Raw genomic sequence first — 19,354 nt, 5'->3', positions numbered from 1 at the left:
GAGGTGCGGATCAGAAGGCGGCTCCCGGCGACGGCGGCGGCGGTGCTGGCGCTGGCGCTGCTGGCGACCGGCTGCTCCGGCGGCTCGGACGGCGCACGCCCGGCGCCGACCACCCCGCCGCCCGCGCCGGTGGCCGTGGCCCGGGTCTGCGACCGGCCCGCGGCCGGGCCGTCGGCCGCCCCGGCGGGCGCGGTCACGGTCGACCCGGCCGTGGTCGGCGACCTCACCGTCAAGACCAGGAACAGCCCGCCGAACACCGTGTTCTGGCTCGCCCCGGGCACCCACCGGCTCGAAGCGGACCAGTACGCCCAGGTCGCCCCCAAGGAGGGCGACAGCTACCTCGGCGCGCCCGGCGCGGTGCTCGACGGCGGGAAGACCAACCAGTACGCCTTCACCGGCTCCGCCACCGGCGTCACCATCCGCTACCTGACCGTGCAGGGCTTCGTCGCCCCGCAGAACGAGGGCGTGGTCAACCACGACTCGGCCGACGGGTGGGTGATCGAGCACAGCACGATCCAGCGCAACTCCGGCGCCGGGCTGATGGCCGGCGCCCACCAGCAGGTCCGCGCGAACTGCCTGCGGGACAACGGGCAGTACGGAATGAACGCCTACAAGACCGGGGCCCCGGTCACCGACCTGGTGGTCGAGGGCAACGAGATCACCGGCAACGACACCGACGGCTGGGAGCAGCGCCAGCCGGGCTGCGGCTGCACCGGCGGGGTCAAGTTCTGGGCCGTCAACACCGCCGACGTGCGCGGCAACTGGGTGCACGACAACCGCGGCCCCGGACTGTGGGCGGACACCAACGACAACGACTTCCGCATCGAGGACAACCTGCTGGAGGCCAACGACGGTGCCGCGCTGATCTACGAGACCAGCTACAACGCCGTCATCCGCGGCAACACCATCCGGCACAACGACTGGGTCGAGGGCCGCCGCTCCGCCGACCGCGGCGACACCTTCCCGTACGCGACCGTCTACATCTCCGAGTCCGGCGGCGAGCCGAGGGTCCCGGCCCGCACCGACATGCTGGAGATCGACCACAACCAGCTGGAGGACAACTGGTCCGGGATCACCCTGTGGGAGAACGCCGACCGGTTCTGCAACAGCCCGGCCAACACCTCCTCCGGCGACTGCACCCTGCTGGTGAAGGACACCTCCCGCTGCGCCCAGCCGACGATCGCCAGCGCACCGCTGTACGCCGACTGCCGCTGGAAGACCCAGCGGGTGGACATCCACGACAACCGCTTCGGCTTCGACCCGTCGGTGGTCGGCTGCACGGTGGACTGCGGACGGATGGCGGTGCTGTCCAACTACGGCAGCTACCCGGACTGGTCGCCGTACAAGGGCGAACCGGTGGCCGACGCGATCACCGGCAAGCAGCAGAACCGCTGGCACGACAACACGTACACCGGACCGTGGAGCTTCGTCGCCCACGACCCCAGTCGCACCCTCGACTTCGGCCAGTGGCAGGGCGCGCCCTACCAGCAGGACGCGGGCAGCACCCTGCGGCCCGGGGCCGGTGGTTGAGATGGGCGGAGCACCGACGCCGGACCGGCCGGCCGCCACCCCGAAGGTCGTCGGGCTGATCTGGGGGCTGCTGATCCTCAACACCCTGGGCTCCGCCGGGGCGGTGACCGTCGTGCCGCTGCCGCGCTCGCTCATCCAGATGGCCACCATGGGCGCGCTGGTCTCCGCCTTCGTGCTGGCGCTGCTGGTCAACCTGCGGCTGCACCTGCGGCCCAGCTCCTACCTGTTCCTGCTCACCCTGCTGCTGGTGTTCAGCGTGATCTCCAGCGCCAACCTGGAGTCCGGGTTCGGCGCGCTGTTCCGCTGCTTCCGGCTGGCCCTGTTCGTCGGCACGCTGTGGCTGCTCAGCCGCTGGTGGGACGGCGGGGAGGAGTTCGTCCGGCACCACATCCGGGCGTACTTCCTGGTGCTCGTCACGGTGGCGGCCGGCCTGGTCGCCTCCCCCGGCCTGGCCTTCCCGGACGTGTACGGCGGACGGCTGGTCGGCGCGCTGTGGCCGCTCACCCCGCCGCAGATCGGCCAGTACGCCGCGGTGATCATCGGGCTGACCGCGCTGCTCCTGTTGGGCCGCCGGACCACCGGGCGGGACGCGGCGCTGGTCATCGCGCCCTCGCTCCTCCTGCTCGCGCTGACCCACACCCGGACGGCCACCCTCGGCCTGCTCATCGGGCTGGTGCTGGCGGTCGGCTCGCTGCTGCTGACCAGCGCCGCCGCCCGCCGGTTCTTCACCTGGTCGGTGGTGTGCGCCACGGTGGCCGCGGTGGGCCTCAGTTCACTGCTCCAGGCCTGGTTCCTGCGCGGCCAGAGCCAGGAGAACTTCTCCAACCTCACCGGCCGGGCCAAGGTCTGGGACGCCCTGCTGGCCGCCCCCCGGACGACCATCGAGCAGCTCTTCGGCGTGGGCCTGGGCGACAAGTCCTTCGGCGGGCTGCCGATCGACAACAGCTGGCTGGCCGTCTACAACGAACAGGGCCTGGCCGGGGTCGCCGTCGTCGCGGTGGTCTTCCTGGTGCTCGGCGGCGTCGCCCTGCTCCGGCCGCCGTCGCTGGCCCGGGCCTGCGCGATCTTCCTGATCAGCTACTGCGCGATCGCCTCGTACACCGAGGCCGGGCTGGGCGACGCCTCGCCGTACCTGCTGCACCTGACCGTGGCCGCCTCGCTCCTGGTGGTGCCCGCCCCGGCGGCTCCCCTCCCGGCGCCCGACGTCCCCCGGCCGCGCACCGCGCACCGGGCCCGCACACCGGAGGGAACCTGACCATGCACGTCCTCGTGGTGCACAACCGCTACGCCTCGGCGCAGCCCAGCGGGGAGAACAAGGTGGTCGACCAGGAGGTCGCGCTGCTGCGCGGGGCCGGCCACCGGGTCGACCTGTTCGAGCGGCGCAGCGACTCCATCGCCGCCAAGTCCCTGCCCGCCAAGGCCGCGGTGCCGCTGCTGGTGCCGTGGAACCCCGCGGTGCGCGCGGAGCTCGCCGCCCGACTGCGGCGCGAGCGGCCGGACGTGGTGCACGTCCACAACGTGTTCCCGCTGCTGTCGCCCGCGGTACTGGCCGGCTGCGCCGACGCCAAGGTGCCGGTGGTCGCCACGCTGCACAACTACACCCAGATCTGCCCGCCGGGCACCCTGCAGCGGGACGGCCGGCCGTGCACCGAGTGCGTCGGGGGCTCACCGCTGCCCGCCGTGCGGCACGGCTGCTACCGGAACTCCCGGCTGGCGACGGTGCCGCTGGCGGTCAGCCTGGCGGTCAACCGGCGGCGCTGGTGGTCCGGCGTGGAGCGGTTCTTCTGCATCTCCGCGGCGCAGCGCGACGTGCTGGCGCGGGCCGGGCTGCCGGCCGACCGGCTGGCGGTGAAGCACAACTTCGTGCCCGAGCCGGACGTGCGGCGGACCGGCGCCGGGGAGCACGTGCTCTACCTCGGCCGGCTCGCGGAGGCCAAGGGCGTACGGCTGCTGATGACCGCCTGGGACGCGCTCGCCGCCCGGGGCGGGGTGGGCGTACCGCTGGTGGTGGCCGGCACCGGGCCGCTGGAGCGGGAGGTCGCGGACTGGGCGGCGGGGCGCGCGGACGTGCGCTACGTCGGCCTGTACGACCCGGCGCAGTGCCGGGAGGCCGTCGCCCGGTCGGTGGCCGTGCTGGCGCCGTCGACCTGGCTGGAGGCCTTCGGCCTGGTGGTGGTGGAGGCGATGGCGGCCGGCGTGCCGGTCGTCGCCGCCGGTCACGGCGCCTTCGTCGAACTGGTCGAGGACGGGGTGACCGGGCTGCTGCACCGGCCGGGCGACGCGGCCTCGCTGGCCGCGGGCGTCCGGCGGCTCACCGCCGAACCGGAGTTCAACCGGGAGCTGGGCCGGGCGGCCCGGCTCCGCTACGAGCAGGGCTTCAGCCCGGACGTCGGACTGGAGCGTCTGGTGGAGGGGTACCGCGGCGCGATCGCGCGGCGGGCCGGCGGCGCGAACGGTGCGCCGCCGGTAGGGAACGGACACGCTGGCCCGCGGCGGGACACCCGCGCGGGCGGGAATCGGGAGCAGTAGATGACACGATGCCGGCTGTGCGGCTCGACGGCGATGGGGAGCGTCGTCGACCTGGGGGCGACCCCGCCGTGCGAGAGCTTCCTCGCCGCCGACCAACTGGACCGGCCGGAACCGGCGTACCCGCTGCACCTGCGGGTCTGCACGGACTGCTGGCTGGCGCAGATCCCCCCGCTGATCACGCCGGAGGAGACCTTCTCCGAGTACGCCTACTTCTCCTCCTACTCGACCTCCTGGGTGGAGCACGCCCGCGACTTCGTCGAGGGCGCCGCACGGCGGCTGGAGCTCGGCCCGGACTCCTTCGTGGTCGAGGTGGCGAGCAACGACGGCTACCTGCTGCGGCACGTGGTGGACCGGGGGATCCGCTGCCTGGGCATCGAACCGTCGGTGAACGTCGGCGCCGCCGCCCGGGAGGCCGGGGTGCCCACCCTCACCGAATTCCTCGACCCGGCCACCGGCGAGGCCGTCCGGACCGAACACGGCCCGGCGGACCTGGTGGTGGCCAACAACGTGTACGCCCACATCCCCGACGTGGTCGGCTTCACCCGGGGCCTGCGCGCCCTGGTCGCCGACGACGGCTGGGTCTCGATCGAGGTGCAGCACCTGCTCACCCTGATCGAGGAGAACCAGTACGACACCATCTACCACGAGCACTTCCAGTACTACACGGTCGCCTCCGCCGCCCGGGCGCTGGCCAGCGGCGGCCTCACCCTGGTCGACGTCGAGCTGCTGCCCACCCACGGCGGCTCGATCCGGCTCTGGGCCCGCCCGGACGCGGTGGCCGGCGAGCCGACCCGGCGGGTGGCCGAGGTGCTGGACCGGGAGAAGGCCGCCGGGCTCCAGGAGACCTCCGGGTACACCGAGTTCTCCGCCCGGGTCGCCAAGGTCCGCCGGGACCTGCTGCGCTTCCTGATCGAGGCGGCCGAGCGCGGCGAGACGGTCGTCGGCTACGGCGCCCCCGGCAAGGGCAACACCCTGCTCAACCACTGCGGCATCCGGCCCGACCTGCTCCCCTACACGGTCGACCGCAACCCCTACAAGCACGGCCGGTTCACCCCGGGCACCCGCATCCCGATCCTGCCGCCCGAGCAGATCAGGACCGACCGGCCGGACTACGTCCTGGTCCTCCCCTGGAACCTGCGGGCCGAACTGACCGAGCAGTTGTCCTTCGTGCACGAGTGGGGCGGCCGCCTGGTCTTCCCCATCCCGGAACTCAGCATTGTCGAGGTGCAGCGGTGAAGGTCGTCCTGTTCTGCGGCGGTTACGGGCTGCGGATGCGCAGCGGGGCCTCCGACGACGTGCCCAAGCCGATGGCGATGGTCGGGCCGCGGCCGCTGATCTGGCACGTGATGCGCTATTACGCCTACTACGGGCACACCGAGTTCATCCTGTGCCTGGGCTACGGGGCCCGGCACATCAAGGACTTCTTCCTCAACTACGAGGAGACGGCGTCCAACGACTTCGTGCTGCGCGGCGGGCGGACCGAACTGCTCTCCACCGACATCTCCTCCTGGACGATCACCTTCGCCCAGACCGGCATCGAGTCGCCGATCGGCGAGCGGCTGCGCCGGGTGCGCCACCACCTGGACGGCGACGAGATGTTCCTCGCCAACTACGCCGACGTGCTGACCGACGCCCCGCTGCCGGAGATGATCGAGAAGTTCTCCCGGCGCGACGCGGGCGCCTCGATGATGGTGGTGCCGCCGCAGTCCTCGTTCCACTGCGTGGAGTTGGGCGAGGACAACCTGGTGGGCGGGATCACCGCGGTGAGCGACATGCCGCTGTGGGAGAACGGCGGCTACTTCGTGCTCCGCCAGGAGGTCTTCGACCACATCCCGGAGAACGGGGACCTGGTCGCCGACGGCTGCGCCGGACTGGCCAAGCAGGGCCGGCTGGTGGCCCACCAGCACCGCGGCTTCTGGAAGCCGACCGACACCGTGAAGGAGCGGGCCGCGCTGGACGCCGCCTACGCCCGGGGCGACCGGCCGTGGGCCGTGTGGGAGAAGGACGGCTCCGGCGTGAGGACCGCGTGATCCGCCTCGGAGCCGCAGGCCTGAGCGGGGTCGTCGCCGTCGGCGCGCACTGCGACGACCTCGCCATCGGCGCCGGCGGCACCCTGCTGACGATGTGCCTGGCGCGTCCCGGGCTGCGGGTGGACGCGCTGGTGCTCTCCGGCGGCGGCGGTGAGCGCGAGCAGGAGGAGCAGGCCGCGCTGGCCGCCTTCTGCCCGGGCGCCGACCTGCGGCTGACCGTCCTCAAGCTGCCGGACGGCCGGCTGCCCGCGCACTGGGACGAGGCCAAGGCCGCGGTCGAGGAGCTGCGCGCCCGGACCGAACCGGACCTGGTGCTCGCCCCGCGCACCGAGGACGCCCACCAGGACCACCGCGGCCTGGCGACGCTGATGACCACCGCCTTCCGCGACCACCTGGTGCTCGGCTACGAGATCGTCAAGTGGGACGGCGACCTCGGCCGCCCGACCGCCTACCAGCCGCTCGACCCCGAGGTCGCCGAGGAGAAGGTCCGGCTGCTGCTGGAGCACTACCCCTCCCAGCGGCACCGGCCCTGGTACGACCGGGAGGCCTTCCTCGGACTGGCGCGGATCCGCGGCATCGAGTGCCACACCCGCTACGCCGAGGCGTTCGCCGTCACCAAACTGACTCTTGATCTGGAGGGCTGACCCATGCGCGTACTGCTGACCGGACACCAGGGCTACCTGGGCACCGTGATGGCCCCGGTCCTCGCCGCCGCCGGGCACGAACTCGTCGGCCTGGACGCCGGCCTGTTCGCCGACTGCCTGCTCGGCCCGGCGCCCGCCGACCCGCCCGGCCACCGGGTGGACCTGCGCGACGTGACGGCCGAGCACGTGGCCGGGGTGGACGCCGTGATCCACCTGGCCGCGCTCTCCAACGACCCGCTGGGCTCGCTGGCACCGGACCTCACCTACGACATCAACCACCACGCCTCGGTGCGACTGGCCCGGCTGGCCCGCGAGGCCGGGGTGCGGCGCTTCCTGTACGCCTCCACCTGCTCCGTCTACGGCGCCGCCGGCGGCGACGACCTGGTCACCGAGGACGCGCCGCTGCGCCCGGTGACGCCGTACGCGGAGTCCAAGGTGCGGGTGGAGGACGACCTACACGAGCTGGCCGACGGCGACTTCAGCCCGGTGTACATGCGCAACGCCACCGCCTTCGGCTACTCGCCCCGGCTGCGCGCCGACATCGTGCTGAACAACCTGGTCGGCCACGCGCTGCTGTCCGGCGAGGTCCTGGTGCTCTCCGACGGCACCCCGTGGCGCCCGCTGGTGCACGCCGCCGACATCGCCCGGGCCTTCACGGCCGCGCTGACCGCGCCGCGCGAGGCGGTGCACGACCGGGCCTTCAACATCGGCAGCGAGGCCAACAACGTCACGGTCGCCGAGATCGCCGAGCAGGTCGCCGAGGCGGTGGACGGCGCGAAGGTGCGGATCACCGGGGAGAACGGCGCCGACCCGCGCTCGTACCGGGTGGACTTCGCCCGCTTCCGGGCCGCGCTGCCGGGCTTCGACTGCGAGTGGACGGTGAAGCGGGGTGCACTCGAACTCGCCGAGGCCTACCGGAACTTCGGGCTGACCCGGGAGGACTTCGAGCGGCGCTTCACCCGGCTGGCGGTGCTCCGCGCGGCGTCCGAGGCCGGCACCGTCGACGACACCCTGCGGTGGCGCCGATGACCACGGCCGAGGTCGGGGAGGACGTGGTCGGGGACGACGTGGTCGGGGACGACGTGGTCGGGGACGACGTGGTCGGGGACGGGTTCGGGGAGGAGACGGCCGCGGCTGCGGTCGGCGCGCAGATGCACGCCCTGGTGGAGCGGCTCTACCCGATCTGCCGCAGCATCACCGGCGACGGCGTGCGCGCGACCCTCGACATCGTCGGCGAGCACCTCCCGCTCCAGGTCCACGAGGTGCCCACCGGCACCGAGGTGCTGGACTGGACGGTGCCGCAGGAGTGGAACATCCGCGACGCGTACGTGGCGGACGCCTCCGGGCGGCGGGTCGTGGACTTCGCCGCCTCCAGCCTGCACGTGCTGGGCTACAGCGTGCCGGTGGCGGCGACCATGCCGCTGAGCGAGCTGCGGCCGCACCTGCACACCCTGCCCGACCAGCCCTCGCTGGTGCCGTACCGCACCAGCTACTACCAGCCCCAGTGGGGCTTCTGCCTGGCGCAGGAGACCCTGGACGCCCTGCCCGAGGGCGACTACGAGGTGCGGATCGACTCCACCCTCGCCGACGGCCACCTCACCTACGCCGAGCACGTGGTGCCCGGCCGGGTCGCCGACGAGGTCATCGTCTCCACCCACGTCTGCCACCCCGCACTCGCCAACGACAACATGGCGGGCGTGGCGGTGGCGGTCTTCCTGGCCAAGGAGCTGGCGAAGCGCGACAACTGGTACACCTACCGGTTCGTCTTCGCCCCCGGCACCATCGGGGCGATCACCTGGCTGGCCCGCAACGCGGAGCGGATCGAACAGGTCAAGCACGGCCTGGTGCTGGCCTGCGCCGGCGACCGGGGCCGGCTCACGTACAAGCAGAGCCGGCGCGGCGACGCGGAGATCGACCGGGTGCTCCGGCACGTCCTCGCCGTCTCCGAACGGCCGCACGAGATCCGCGAGTTCACCCCGTACGGCTACGACGAGCGGCAGTACTGCTCGCCCGGCTTCGACCTCGGCGTCGGCTCGCTCAGCCGCACCCCGTACGCCGGGTACCCCGAGTACCACACCTCGGGGGACGACCCGGACTTCGTCACCCCGGAGGCGATGGCGGACACCCTGGCGGTCTGCCGCGAGGCCTTCGCCGTGCTCGACCGCAACCGCCGCTACCGCAACCTCAGCCCGTACGGCGAACCGCAGTTGGGCCGGCGCGGGCTGTACGACTCGCTCGGCGGCCGCAGCGACGCCAAGCAGGCGCAGCTGGCGATGCTCTGGGTGCTCAGCCTGTCCGACGGGGAGCACAGCCTGCTGGACGTCGCCGAGCGCGCCGCACTGCCCTTCGACACCGTCGCCGTCGCGGCCGACGCCCTCCGGGGCGCCGGACTGATCAAGGAGTGACGCCGATGGCCACCGAGGGGGTGCGGACGGCGGCCCCGCCCGCGCAGGCCGGGCGGAGTGCCAAGCGGGGTGTGCTCGGGCGGCTGTCCTGGGGGCTGGCCGACCAGGCGGTCAACAGCATGATCAACTTCGTGGTGGGCGCCTACGTCGCCCGGGAACTGGGGGTGCACGCCTTCGGCGTGTTCAGCCTGGCCTGGCTCACCTACGGCGTGGTGCTCAACGTCTCCCGCGGAGTGGCCACCGACCCGCTGATGGTGCGGTTCAGCGGAGTGCCGGAGGCCGTCTGGCGGGCCGCCGCGGGCCGGGCCTCGGGGGCCGCGCTCGCCGTCGGCGGCACCCTCGGGACGGCCTGCCTGCTGGTCGGGCTCGGCATCGGCGGCGAGGTCGGGCCCGCCTTCGCCTCGCTCGGCCTCGCCCTGCCGTTCCTGCTGCTGCAGGACTCCCGGCGGTTCGCCTTCTTCGCCGCCGGCACCGGACAGAAGGCCTTCGCCAACGACCTGGTGCAGGGCGTCGCGCTGATCCCGGCCATGGTGGTGGCGGCCCGGGTCGGCACCGTGGCCGCCTTCGTCCTGGCCTGGGGCGCGGCGGCCGCGGCCGCCGCCGGGTACGGCTTCCTCCAGTCCGGCATCCGGCCCCGGGTCACCCAGGCCCGCGGCTGGCTGCGCGAGCAGCGCGACCTCGGCTCCCGCTACCTGGTCGAGAACGTCAGCCTGAGCGGCGCCGGCCAGCTGCGGGCGTACGGGCTCGGCGCCATCGTCGGGGTCGCCGCGGTGGGCGCGGTCCGCGGCGCCGAACTGCTACAGGGGCCGTTCCTGGCCCTGCTGATGGGACTGTCCCTGGTCACCGTCGCGGAGGCGGCCCGGGTGCTGCGGCAGGAACCGCGGCGGCTCGGCCGGTTCTGCCTCCTGCTGGGCGGCGGCCAGGCCGGCGCCGCCCTGCTGTGGGGCGCGACCCTGCTGCTGCTGCCGGACCGGGCCGGCGAGCTGGTGCTCGGCGACGTCTGGCACTCCGCCGCCCCGCTCATCGTGCCCGCCACCCTCGGCGTCGCCGGCGCCGGCCTCGGCAGCGGCGCGGCCGCCGGGCTGCGCGCGCTCGCCGCCGCCCGGCGCAGCCTGCGCTGCCAACTGTTCGCCTCCGCCTGCTACCTGGCCGGCGGGCTCGGCGGGGCGGCCGCGGCCGGCACCGTCGGCTCGGCCTGGGGCGTCGCCACCGCGACCGCCTGCGGCTCGGCCGTGTGGTGGCTGCAACTGCGGGCCGCCCTGCGCGAGCACCACCGCGGCACCCCTTCCGAAGCAAATGAAGGCAACTCCCATGTGAGGACGCAATGACCGCCGTTCCCCGGTTGAGCATCGGGCTGCCCGTCTACAACGGCGAGGAGTACCTCGCCGAGTCCCTCGACGCCCTGCTCGGCCAGACCTACGCGGACTTCGAGCTGGTCATCTCCGACAACGCCTCGACCGACACCACCGAGGAGATCTGCCGCGACTACGCCGCGAAGGACTCCCGGATCCGCTACCTCCGGCTGCCCGTGAACGTCGGCGCGGCGCCCAACCACAACTACGTGTTCACCCAGTGCCGCGGCGAACTGTTCAAGTGGGCCTCCCACGACGACCTGTACGCCCGGGACCTGCTGCTGCGCTGCGTGGAGGCCCTGGACGAACGGCCCGACGTCATCCTCGCCCACTCCGACCAGGCCGTCATCGACGAGACCGGCAAGGTCAAGGTGCCGTACGAGTACGGGCTGGCCACCGACTCGCCGTCCGCCCCCGTCCGCTTCCGCAGCCTGCTGTTCGAACCCGGCGGGGACGACTTCTACGGGGTGATGCGGGCCGACGTGCTGCGCCGCGTCAAGCCGCACGACAGCTACCACCACGCCGACCGCACCTTCGTCGCCGAGATCACCCTGCACGGGCCGTTCCACCAGGTGCCCGAGCTGCTCTACTTCCGCCGCGACCACCCCACCCGCGCCGAGCGGGCCAACCCCTCCAAGCGCTCGCGCTGCGTCAACCTGGACCCGCGCCGGGCCGGGCTGCTGCACCCGACGCCGCGGCTGCTCGTCGAGTACGTCTGGGGCTTCGTCGAGGCGATCCAGCGGGCGCCGCTGTCCCCGCAGGACCGCCGCGAGTGCTACCGCGCCCTGCGCTCCTGGCTGACCAGCCGCCGCCGCTCCGGCGCCGGCGAGCGGGTCGAGGACCGCGCACCGGTCGTGCCGCCCGAGCTCGCCGTCTCCGTGGACGACCTGGTGGCCGGGCGCGAGGGGAGGCGGTCGTGACCGCCCGACGCCCGGTGCGCGTCGGGGTGTTCGGCCTGCTCGGCTCCGGCAACCTCGGCAACGACGGGTCGCTGGAGGCCGTGCTCGGCTACCTCCGGACCGAGCACCCGGCGGCGGTCGTGGACGCGCTGTGCGGCGGGCCCGAGGCGGTGCGGGCCCGGTACCGGATCCCGGCGACCCGGCTGCACTGGTACCGCGGCGAGTACCGCACCGCCTCCCGGGCGGGCTCGATCGCGGGCAAGGCGGTGGGCAAACTCGTCGACGTCGTGCGCACCGCCGCCTGGGTGCGCCGGCACGACGTGGTGATCGTGCCCGGCATGGGCGTCCTGGAGGCCACCCTGCCGCTGCGGCCGTGGGGCTTCCCGTACGCGCTGTTCCTGCTCTGCGCCTCCGGGCGGCTGTTCGGCACCAGGGTGGCGCTGGCCGGCGTCGGCGCCGCCCCGATCGCCGACCGGGCGGTCCGGGCCCTGGTACGCCGGTCGGCCCGGCTGGCCGCGTACCGCTCGTACCGGGACGAGCTGTCCCGCACGGCGATGCGGGAGATGGGCGTGGACACCACGCGGGACGAGGTCTACCCGGACCTCGCCTTCTCGCTGCCGACACCGGTCGTCGAGGAGCCCGCGCCCGGGCGGGTCTGCGTGGGCGTCATGGACTTCCACGGCGGCAACGACGACCGGGACCGGGCCGAGGAGATCCACCGGCGCTACGTCGACGGCACCACCCGGTTCGTCCGCGCGCTGGTCGAGGACGGCCGGCAGGTGCGGCTGCTCACCGGCGACGGCGCCGACTTCGCCGTGGTCGGGGCGATCATCGAGGCCGTCGGCTCCCCGCTGGTCACCGCCTCCGACGCGTCCTCGCTGGCCGAGCTGACGGCGGAGACCGCCGCCGCCGACGCAGTGGTGGCGACCAGGTACCACAACCTGGTCTGCGCGCTGAAGTCCGGCACCCCGACCCTCGCCCTCAGCTACGCGGCCAAGAGCGACGCGCTGATGGAGCTGATGGGGCTGGGCGAGTTCCGCCACCCGGCCCGCGAGGTCGACGCCGACCGACTGATCGAGCAGTTCCGGGAGTTGGAGAAGCGGGCGGCGGAGCTGCGGCAGACCCTGACCGAACGGAACCTGGCCGCCCGCCGACGCCTTGAGCACCAGTTCACCGCCCTGACCACGGCCCTCTTCCCGAAGGAATCCCCTTGAAGGTGACCGAAGTGCCGGCGATCGCCGGCGCGTTCCGCTTCGACCCGACGCCGTACGCCGACGAACGCGGCTTCTTCTGCCGCACCTTCGACGCCGAGGTGCTCCGGTCCGTGGGCATCGACCCGGACGCCTTCGTCCAGCACAGCGTCTCCCGCTCGCTGCGGGGCGTGCTGCGCGGGATGCACCTGCGCTCCGGGGCCGGGGAGGCCAAGATCGTGCGCTGCTCGCACGGCGAGGTCTTCGACGTCGTCGTCGACCTGCGCCCCGACTCGCCGACCTACCGCAACGTGGCCACCTTCCGACTCTCCGGCGAGACCCAGGCCAGCGTCTACATCCCGGCGGGCTGCGCCCACGGCTTCCAGGCGCTCACCGACGCCGACGTCTCGTACCGGATCGACCGCCCGCACGACCCGGCCGAGGACGTGACGATCGCCCACGACGACCCCGAACTCGCCATCCCCTGGCCGCTGCCGGCCGTGTCGATGTCCAAGCGGGACCGGGAGGCGCCGAGCCTCGCCGAGGCCCTGCGCTCCGAGGAGAACTGATCCCCATGGCCGTTGACGACTTCCGGCTCCCCAAGTCCCGGGCAGCCAACGAGCGGCTGCACGCCCTGATCCCCGGCGGCGCCCACACCTACGCCAAGGGCGACGACCAGTACCCCGAGGGCCTCGCCCCGGTCATCAGCCACGGCCGCGGCGCCCATGTGTGGGACGTCGACGGCAACCGCTACGTCGAGTACGGCTCCGGGCTGCGCTCGGTCAGCCTCGGCCACGCCCACCCGCGCGTGGTCGAGGCGGTGCGCCACGAACTCGACCGGGGCAGCAACTTCGTCCGGCCGTCCGTCCTCGAACTGGAGGCCGCCGAACGCTTCCTGGCCACCGTGCCCACCGCCGAGATGGTGAAGTTCGCCAAGAACGGCTCCGACGTCACCACCGCCGCCGTCCGCCTCGCCCGCGCCGCCACCGGGCGCACCCTGGTGGCGGTCTGCGCGGACCACCCGTTCTTCTCCGTCGACGACTGGTTCATCGGCACCACGCCGATGGACGCGGGCATCCCGGCGGCAATCACCGACCTCACCGTGGCGTTCCCGTACGGGGACCTCTCCGCGACCGAGGAACTGCTCACCCGGCACCGGGACGAGATCGCCTGCCTGATCCTCGAACCCGCCGGGCACACCGAGCCGCCGCCCGGCTACCTGGCCGGGCTGCGCGAACTGGCCGACCGGCACGGCTGCCTGCTGGTCTTCGACGAGATGATCACCGGCCTGCGCTGGTCCGAGGCCGGCGCCCAGGGCCTGTACGGCGTCGTCCCCGACCTCTCCACCTTCGGCAAGGCGCTGGGCAACGGCTTCGCCGTCTCCGCGCTGGCCGGACGCCGCGACCTGATGGAGCTCGGCGGGCTGCGCGGGGACGGCGACCGGGTCTTCCTGCTCTCCACCACCCACGGCGCGGAGACCCACGCGCTGGCCGCCGCCATGGCCGTGCAGACCACCTACGTCGAGGAGGGCATCACCGCCCGCCTGCACGCCCTCGGGGAGCAGCTGGCCGCCGGGGTCCGGGAGGCCTCCGCCGGGATGGGCACCGACAAGCACGTGGTGGTCCGGGGCCGGGCCAGCAACCTGGTCTTCGCCACCCTCGACGCCACCGGACAACCCTCCCAGGAGTACCGCACCCTGTTCCTCCGCCAGCTGCTGGCGGGCGGCGTGCTGGCCCCGTCCTTCGTGGTCAGCAGCGCGCTGACGGAGGCCGACATCGCCCACACCGTCGACGCGGTGGCCGCCGCCTGCGCCGTCTACCGCAAGGCCCTCGACGCCGGCGACCCCACCCCATGGCTGGGCGGCCGCCCGGTGAAACCGGTCTTCCGCCGCCGCGCCTGAACCATCTGTTCCCCACTACCCGATCGACCGCCAACACGGCACGCCAGCCGCCCAGCGCGTCGATCGGGTAGTGCGCGTCCAGCATCGCCGGACCTGACTGAACCTCGGTGCAACCGGCCACGAGTGGCCGTACGCCGTGCGGATGGAGCAAGCTTCAGTGACTTCGTTTCGTGCGGTGGTCTTCGACTTCTTCGGCGTCCTGACGTCGAACATGGTCGAGGTCATCACGTGGTTCGAGAACCGGGAGCGGATCGCCCCGGGGACGTTCCTGCGTGCCTGGTCCGACCCCCGGGGACAGGACCTGTTCAGGAGTCTCGAACTCGGTCGGATCAGCCAGGAGGACTGGAACACCGGGTTCGCGGCTCTGATGGGCGTGAAGCCCGACAACCTGCTGGCCAGGTACCTTCACGATGCGTTCCCGGCGTACCAGGTTCTCCAGGTCGCGCGGCAGATCCGTGCAGCGGGCGTGCGGACGGCGGTGCTGTCCAACAGCCTCGGGCGGCAGCCCTACGACCCGTACGCAGGCTTCGACCTGCACCACACCTTCGATGCGGTGGTGCTGTCGACGGAACTCGGTGTCCGCAAACCCGAACCCGAGGCATTCAGGGTCGTGCTGGAGCGCCTGGGCGTCACTGCCGAGGAGAGCCTGTTCGTGGACGACAGCGAGGAGAACCTCGCCGCCGCCCACCGGCTCGGCTTCGCCCCTGTGCCGGGGCTTGACGAGGACGTGGTCGTCCGGCGGCTACGCGAACTTCTGAGGCTTCCCGGCCTCTAGGAAGTCGCTGACTGGTGATCAGGACCGGGCAAGTGTCGGCTGAGCAGACACTTTGGTCTGCTCAGCCGACATTTCAGGACGAAGTGTCGCTCTTGAAGGGACACCATCGTCGGCTCAGGCCGCGACGCCGAGCTCGCTGCGGGTCCGATGCAGAAGCTCTCGGACGGCGGTCTCCCGACGCCAGGGGGTGAGGGCTGCGTTGAACTCGCGGACGTAGTCCAGGGCCCGGGAGGACTGGACGCGGGCGAGGATGTCGACGGCCTGATTGCCGAGCGCGAGGCCCTGGTCGAGGTCCTTCGCCTGGAGGTGGGCGGTCCCGACGATCGCCAGGCGCATGCCGACGGAGCGGGTGAACACCCCGGTCGGCATGGCGGCGGCCTGCGCGTTCCAGGCCAGGGCGGCCTTGGGGTTCTTCAGGTCGCGGAAGACCTCGGCGGCGTCCGCAGAGAGCCGGGCGTGGTGATAGAAGTCGATCCACGCCGGTTCGTCGGCGTCGTCGCGGGCCTGGCCGAGCAGGGTCTCGGAAGCGGCCAGCGCGGCCGATGCGGCCCTCGCGTTGTTGTCGCGGGCGTGGGCCCGGGCCTCGATGAGCTTGGTGAAAGCCAGGACCCTGGGGGCGGCATGGCCCTTGGCCCGCTCGAAGGCACCCTGGGTCATATCGATGGCCTCGCTGGCGAAGCCGCGCAGCAGCGTCTGCATCGCCATGGTGGTGAGCACATAGCAGCCGAGCTGAACATCGCTGCCGGCCCGCGCGAGGCGGAGCGCTTGGATGAAGTGCCGTTGGGCTGCTTCGTGCTGGCCGACATCGAAAGCGGTCCAGCCGGCCAGGCGGGACAGCTGGGCGGTCACCGAGAACAGCTCGCGGCCCACCTCGTCGCTGAACGAGCCGTTCAGCAGCGGGACCGCGCGTTCCTGGAGACAGGCGGTGACGGAGTTGGCCTTCCAGTTCCCGCCGCCGTACTTCGAATCCCACCTGCGGGCATCGTCGGCGGCGTCCCGCAGTTCGGCGAGGTCGGCGGCGCCGACGTGTCCACTGCCGCGGTGGGTCGAGGTGTCGTCGGCGGGGGTGACGAGCCAGCGGGTGACCGGGGTGGTGAAGGCGGAGACGGCGAAGCCCGTTCCAGTGAGGAAGTCGCGGCGGTTCACACTGCTCCAGAACGAAGTGGCGACGCGCACGGCGTCTGTGGGGTCTCGCGGGAAATCCAACCCCACTGCGGTGTCCGGTGTCTCGGCATCCGCCATGCCGATCTCTGCCAACTGCACCGGCCGGCCGAGCCGTTCGCCGATCGCCTGGGCCAGCAGCCTGGGCACCGGCCAGTCCGGGACCATGCCCCGGCGGCACCAGTTCGCGACCGAGGTGTGCGTGTATGTGGTGGTCAGCCCTGCCTCAAGGGCGAGCTGGTTCACGCGGTGGGCCAGCGATTTGTGGCTGGCGCCCTGGCGCTTGTCGATCGTCCGGGTCAGAGCCTCGTTCGGCGGTTTGGCACGGCGGGTGGTCGACGCCACAGCGTCCCCTTCAATCGTTCCGCGGCTCCGCGCGGAATTCGTACGCGACTGGGCACGAGAAGTCGTACGCCCCGGCACCTGATGCCGGATCACCGAGGGTATTGCCTCCACCGCAAGCAGTGAACCGCTTTCGCGAGTTGTGAGCCCCCCTGCGAGCCCTGCCCGCACCGGCCGCCGGACGGTTGCCTGGTGTTCCGGGCCTCCGCCGGGACCTGGGAATGACCTCCCGGTGGGGGCCGCCACCGATTCACGCTCGGGGGTGACTACCAGATGTGCGGAATCGCAGGACTGGCCGGCGCCGACGCCGTCCGCCACCAGACCACCGTCGCCGCAATGGGGCTCGCTCAGCACCACCGCGGACCGGACGGCACCCGGCACTTGATCTCGGCCGACGGCCGGGCGGTGCTGTCCATGAACACCCTGCTGATCGTCGACACCGCCGCCCACCCCGGTCCCTACCTGGACCCGGCCAGCGGCATCGTCCTCACCTTCAACGGCGAGATCTACGACTACCGGCAGGCCGCCGCGGCCTGGGGCATCCCGCTGGAGCCCGGCGAGACCGACGCCCACCTGGTCCTGCGGGCCTGGGCCAAGCTCGGCCCCGGCTGCCTCGCCGGCCTGGACGGCATGTTCGCCCTCGCCATCTATGACCCGCGCGAGGGCCGGCTGTTCCTCGCCCGGGACCGGCTCGGGGAGAAGCCGCTCTACTGGCGTCTGGACGGCGGCCGCCTCGCGTTCGCCTCCGAGGTCACCACCCTGACCGGCTACGGCACCGCCCCGCTGGTCGTCCGCCCCGAGATGCTCAGCATCGAGACGCCGACCGGCACCGACACTCCGTTCCAGGGCATCCAGCTGCTGGCCCCCGCGGGGCTGCTGGCCTTCGACGTCGCCACCGGATCGCTGGCCCAGCGAACCTGGTGGCAGTTGGAGGGCCTGGAGCCCTGGCAGGGCGACTACAAGACCGCGCTCGGCCGGTTCTCGACGCTGCTGGCCGATCGGATCCCACTGCGGGTGCCCGGCTCGGACTTCGCGCTGCTGCTGTCGGGCGGGCTGGACTCCTCGGTGCTGGCCTACCTGATGCGGCCGCAGGTCTGCGTCACGGTCCGCTACCCGGGCCAGGACCGGCTGGACGAGTCCGCGACCGCGACCGTCGTCGCCCGGGACGTCGGTGCCGAGTTGGTCGTCATCGAGCCGACCGCCGCCGACTTCGCCCGCACGCTGCCGGAGATCATGCACGCGCTGGACTACCCGATGGGCAACGCGTCCACCTTCTCCGAGCACATGGCCTACCGGGCCGTCGCCGAGCGCGGCATCCGCGTCGTCGCCGGCGGGCTGGGGCCGGACGAGTTCCTGATGGGCTACGTCCGGCACGCGCTCGTCCTGTTCGGGCCGGAGGCGGTGTTGGGCGCCGGGCTGGAGGCCTACCGGCCGCTGGCCTCCAAACTGTCGGACGGGCCACTGGACCCGGCCGAGGCGATCGTGAGGCTGATCCTTCGCGGGCAGGACCCGGACGGACAGCTGCGGGAGGTGGTCGCCGACGCCCTGGCCCGGGCCAACGGTGACCTGGCCCGGGGGCTGACCCTGGCGGACCTGGCCACGGCCTGGCGTCCGCTGGTGATGACCAGCGACAAGTTGGCCTCAGCCTTCGCGCTGGAACGGCGCTCGCCGTTCCTGGCCCGGGACCTGGTCGAGTTCTGCTACCGACTGCCGGTCGAGCACAAGATCACCGGCCCGGTCGCGGGCAAGCGGATCCTGCGGGACGCCGCGAAGGCCCTCGGCCTGCCCCCGGAGGTCTGGGGCAGCCGGGACAAACTCGGTTTCGCCTCCCCGGTCCCGAGCTGGCTGTCCGGCCCGCTGGAGGCTTGGGCGACCGCCCGGATCAGCTCGGCACTCGACCAGGCCCCCGTCTCACTGCGGCCGCTGCTGGCCGGCGGGCTGAAGCCGGGCGGCCGGTTCCACCGCACCCGGATGCAGGCACTGATGGCCGCAACCTGGTTCTCCGACCACGCCCTGGCGATCGCGGCATGACGGACCGTCCGCTCACTACGGTGAGCGCATGGACTCCCAGACTCTCCCCACCGAGCCGTCCGCCGCCAAGGCGCGCGGAGCGGTCGCGATCATCACCAACCACCGCGGCGAACTCCTCCTGCACCTGCGCGACGACCTCGACGGCATTGCCTGGCCCGGGCACTGGAGCCTGCTGGGAGGCGGCTGCGACCCCGGCGAGAGCCCGGCCGAGGCGATCGTCCGCGAGCTCGACGAGGAAGCCGGCCTCGCCGTCGACGGCGGCCTGACGGAGCTCTTCGAGACTCCCGACACCCACGGCTCGGGGCAGCTCATCACCTTCTTCGCCGCCGTCTGGGACGGCGACGAGGCCGCGCTGCCGCTGGCCGAGGGCGTCAAGCTCCAGTTCTTCGCCCCCGAGCACCTGCCCGTCCTGACCATCCCGCCGTTCATCCGCGACGGCGTCCACCGCTTCCTCGCCGCCCACCCGGGCACCTGACGCTCCCGTCCTTCCGAAGGGGGGTGGGGGGGGGGGGGCGGGGGCCCCCCCCCCCCCCCCGGGGGGGGGGGGGGTGAAGTAAACCGAGAGG

17 protein-coding genes are annotated in these 19,354 nt (G+C 72.8%); 16 read left to right on the top strand and 1 reads right to left on the bottom strand.

The window, feature by feature from the left end:
- Positions 1–3 precede the first annotated feature (3 nt).
- The 14 genes from ABTZ03_RS31235 to ABTZ03_RS31170 all read left to right on the top strand — a co-directional run bounded on the left by ABTZ03_RS31235 (position 4) and on the right by ABTZ03_RS31170 (position 15,254).
- Complete coding sequence (locus tag ABTZ03_RS31235; RefSeq protein ID WP_350516481.1) at positions 4–1,530, top strand: right-handed parallel beta-helix repeat-containing protein; 1,527 nt, start codon at positions 4–6, stop codon at positions 1,528–1,530.
- 1 nt (position 1,531) lies between these two features.
- On the top strand, positions 1,532–2,785 hold the full coding sequence (locus ABTZ03_RS31230) for an O-antigen ligase domain-containing protein (protein ID WP_350516480.1): 1,254 nt from the start codon (positions 1,532–1,534) through the stop codon (positions 2,783–2,785).
- 2 nt (positions 2,786–2,787) lie between these two features.
- On the top strand, positions 2,788–4,059 hold the full coding sequence (locus ABTZ03_RS31225; protein ID WP_350516479.1) for a glycosyltransferase: 1,272 nt from the start codon (positions 2,788–2,790) through the stop codon (positions 4,057–4,059).
- A complete protein-coding gene (locus ABTZ03_RS31220) occupies positions 4,060–5,295 on the top strand; it encodes a methyltransferase domain-containing protein (RefSeq protein ID WP_350516478.1) in 1,236 nt (411 codons plus the stop codon).
- Entirely contained in the window at positions 5,292–6,089 is a 798-nt protein-coding gene (locus tag ABTZ03_RS31215) for a glycosyltransferase family protein (RefSeq protein ID WP_350516477.1), read from the top strand. The genes ABTZ03_RS31220 and ABTZ03_RS31215 overlap by 4 nt, the downstream gene beginning before the upstream one ends.
- Positions 6,086–6,733, top strand: a complete 648-nt coding sequence (locus tag ABTZ03_RS31210; protein WP_350516476.1) for a PIG-L deacetylase family protein — start codon at positions 6,086–6,088, stop codon at positions 6,731–6,733. Before ABTZ03_RS31215 ends, ABTZ03_RS31210 begins: the two co-directional genes overlap by 4 nt.
- A 3-nt stretch (positions 6,734–6,736) precedes the next feature.
- Positions 6,737–7,762, top strand: coding sequence for an NAD-dependent epimerase/dehydratase family protein (locus ABTZ03_RS31205; RefSeq protein WP_350516475.1), 1,026 nt, complete (start codon positions 6,737–6,739; stop codon positions 7,760–7,762).
- Positions 7,763–7,884: 122 nt separating this feature from the next.
- A complete protein-coding gene (locus tag ABTZ03_RS31200) occupies positions 7,885–9,138 on the top strand; it encodes a DUF4910 domain-containing protein (protein WP_350516509.1) in 1,254 nt (417 codons plus the stop codon).
- Positions 9,139–9,143: 5 nt separating this feature from the next.
- On the top strand, positions 9,144–10,466 hold the full coding sequence (locus ABTZ03_RS31195; RefSeq protein ID WP_350516474.1) for an MATE family efflux transporter: 1,323 nt from the start codon (positions 9,144–9,146) through the stop codon (positions 10,464–10,466).
- Positions 10,463–11,410, top strand: coding sequence for a glycosyltransferase family 2 protein (locus ABTZ03_RS31190; RefSeq protein WP_350516473.1), 948 nt, complete (start codon positions 10,463–10,465; stop codon positions 11,408–11,410). The genes ABTZ03_RS31195 and ABTZ03_RS31190 overlap by 4 nt, the downstream gene beginning before the upstream one ends.
- Positions 11,407–12,603, top strand: coding sequence for a polysaccharide pyruvyl transferase family protein (locus tag ABTZ03_RS31185; RefSeq protein WP_350516472.1), 1,197 nt, complete (start codon positions 11,407–11,409; stop codon positions 12,601–12,603). Before ABTZ03_RS31190 ends, ABTZ03_RS31185 begins: the two co-directional genes overlap by 4 nt.
- Entirely contained in the window at positions 12,600–13,148 is a 549-nt protein-coding gene (locus ABTZ03_RS31180) for a dTDP-4-dehydrorhamnose 3,5-epimerase family protein (protein ID WP_350516471.1), read from the top strand. The genes ABTZ03_RS31185 and ABTZ03_RS31180 overlap by 4 nt, the downstream gene beginning before the upstream one ends.
- Before the next feature lie 5 nt (positions 13,149–13,153).
- On the top strand, positions 13,154–14,479 hold the full coding sequence (locus ABTZ03_RS31175; RefSeq protein WP_350516470.1) for a glutamate-1-semialdehyde 2,1-aminomutase: 1,326 nt from the start codon (positions 13,154–13,156) through the stop codon (positions 14,477–14,479).
- Positions 14,480–14,654: 175 nt separating this feature from the next.
- Positions 14,655–15,254 carry an HAD-IA family hydrolase gene (locus tag ABTZ03_RS31170; RefSeq protein WP_350516469.1) on the top strand — a complete coding sequence of 200 codons (600 nt, stop codon included), beginning with the start codon at positions 14,655–14,657 and terminating at the stop codon, positions 15,252–15,254.
- A gap of 114 nt (positions 15,255–15,368) precedes the next feature.
- Here ABTZ03_RS31170 and ABTZ03_RS31165 read toward each other — a convergent pair whose 3' ends face one another.
- The gene (locus tag ABTZ03_RS31165) at positions 15,369–16,760 is read right to left on the bottom strand and encodes an NsdA family TPR-like regulatory protein (protein ID WP_350516508.1); all 1,392 of its coding nucleotides are present in this window, start codon (positions 16,758–16,760) and stop codon (positions 15,369–15,371) included.
- A 270-nt stretch (positions 16,761–17,030) separates the two neighbouring features.
- Here ABTZ03_RS31165 and ABTZ03_RS31160 point away from each other — a divergent pair, with 270 nt between their 5' ends.
- Both ABTZ03_RS31160 and ABTZ03_RS31155 read left to right on the top strand, forming a co-directional pair.
- Complete coding sequence (locus tag ABTZ03_RS31160; RefSeq protein WP_350516468.1) at positions 17,031–18,788, top strand: asparagine synthetase B family protein; 1,758 nt, start codon at positions 17,031–17,033, stop codon at positions 18,786–18,788.
- A gap of 28 nt (positions 18,789–18,816) precedes the next feature.
- Complete coding sequence (locus tag ABTZ03_RS31155) at positions 18,817–19,263, top strand: NUDIX domain-containing protein (RefSeq protein ID WP_350516467.1); 447 nt, start codon at positions 18,817–18,819, stop codon at positions 19,261–19,263.
- Positions 19,264–19,354: the final 91 nt, after the last annotated feature.

This window comes from Kitasatospora sp. NPDC096077 (assembly GCF_040303245.1).
Taxonomy (GTDB): Bacteria; Actinomycetota; Actinomycetes; order Streptomycetales; family Streptomycetaceae; genus Kitasatospora.
The sequence above is the reverse complement of the archived record's forward strand: the minus strand, read 5'-3'. Positions and strand labels throughout refer to the sequence as shown.

What these genes read in the sequence shown, in the direction of transcription:
- ABTZ03_RS31220 (WP_350516478.1), top strand. Translation starts at nt 4,060, where the DNA reads ATGACACGATGCCGGCTGTGCGGCTCGACGGCGATGGGGAGCGTCGTC.
- ABTZ03_RS31200 (WP_350516509.1), top strand. Translation starts at nt 7,885, where the DNA reads ATGCACGCCCTGGTGGAGCGGCTCTACCCGATCTGCCGCAGCATCACC.
- ABTZ03_RS31205 (WP_350516475.1), top strand. Translation starts at nt 6,737, where the DNA reads ATGCGCGTACTGCTGACCGGACACCAGGGCTACCTGGGCACCGTGATG.
- ABTZ03_RS31155 (WP_350516467.1), top strand. Translation starts at nt 18,817, where the DNA reads ATGGACTCCCAGACTCTCCCCACCGAGCCGTCCGCCGCCAAGGCGCGC.
- ABTZ03_RS31195 (WP_350516474.1), top strand. Translation starts at nt 9,144, where the DNA reads ATGGCCACCGAGGGGGTGCGGACGGCGGCCCCGCCCGCGCAGGCCGGG.
- ABTZ03_RS31160 (WP_350516468.1), top strand. Translation starts at nt 17,031, where the DNA reads ATGTGCGGAATCGCAGGACTGGCCGGCGCCGACGCCGTCCGCCACCAG.
- ABTZ03_RS31230 (WP_350516480.1), top strand. Translation starts at nt 1,532, where the DNA reads ATGGGCGGAGCACCGACGCCGGACCGGCCGGCCGCCACCCCGAAGGTC.
- ABTZ03_RS31175 (WP_350516470.1), top strand. Translation starts at nt 13,154, where the DNA reads ATGGCCGTTGACGACTTCCGGCTCCCCAAGTCCCGGGCAGCCAACGAG.
- ABTZ03_RS31225 (WP_350516479.1), top strand. Translation starts at nt 2,788, where the DNA reads ATGCACGTCCTCGTGGTGCACAACCGCTACGCCTCGGCGCAGCCCAGC.
- ABTZ03_RS31190 (WP_350516473.1), top strand. Translation starts at nt 10,463, where the DNA reads ATGACCGCCGTTCCCCGGTTGAGCATCGGGCTGCCCGTCTACAACGGC.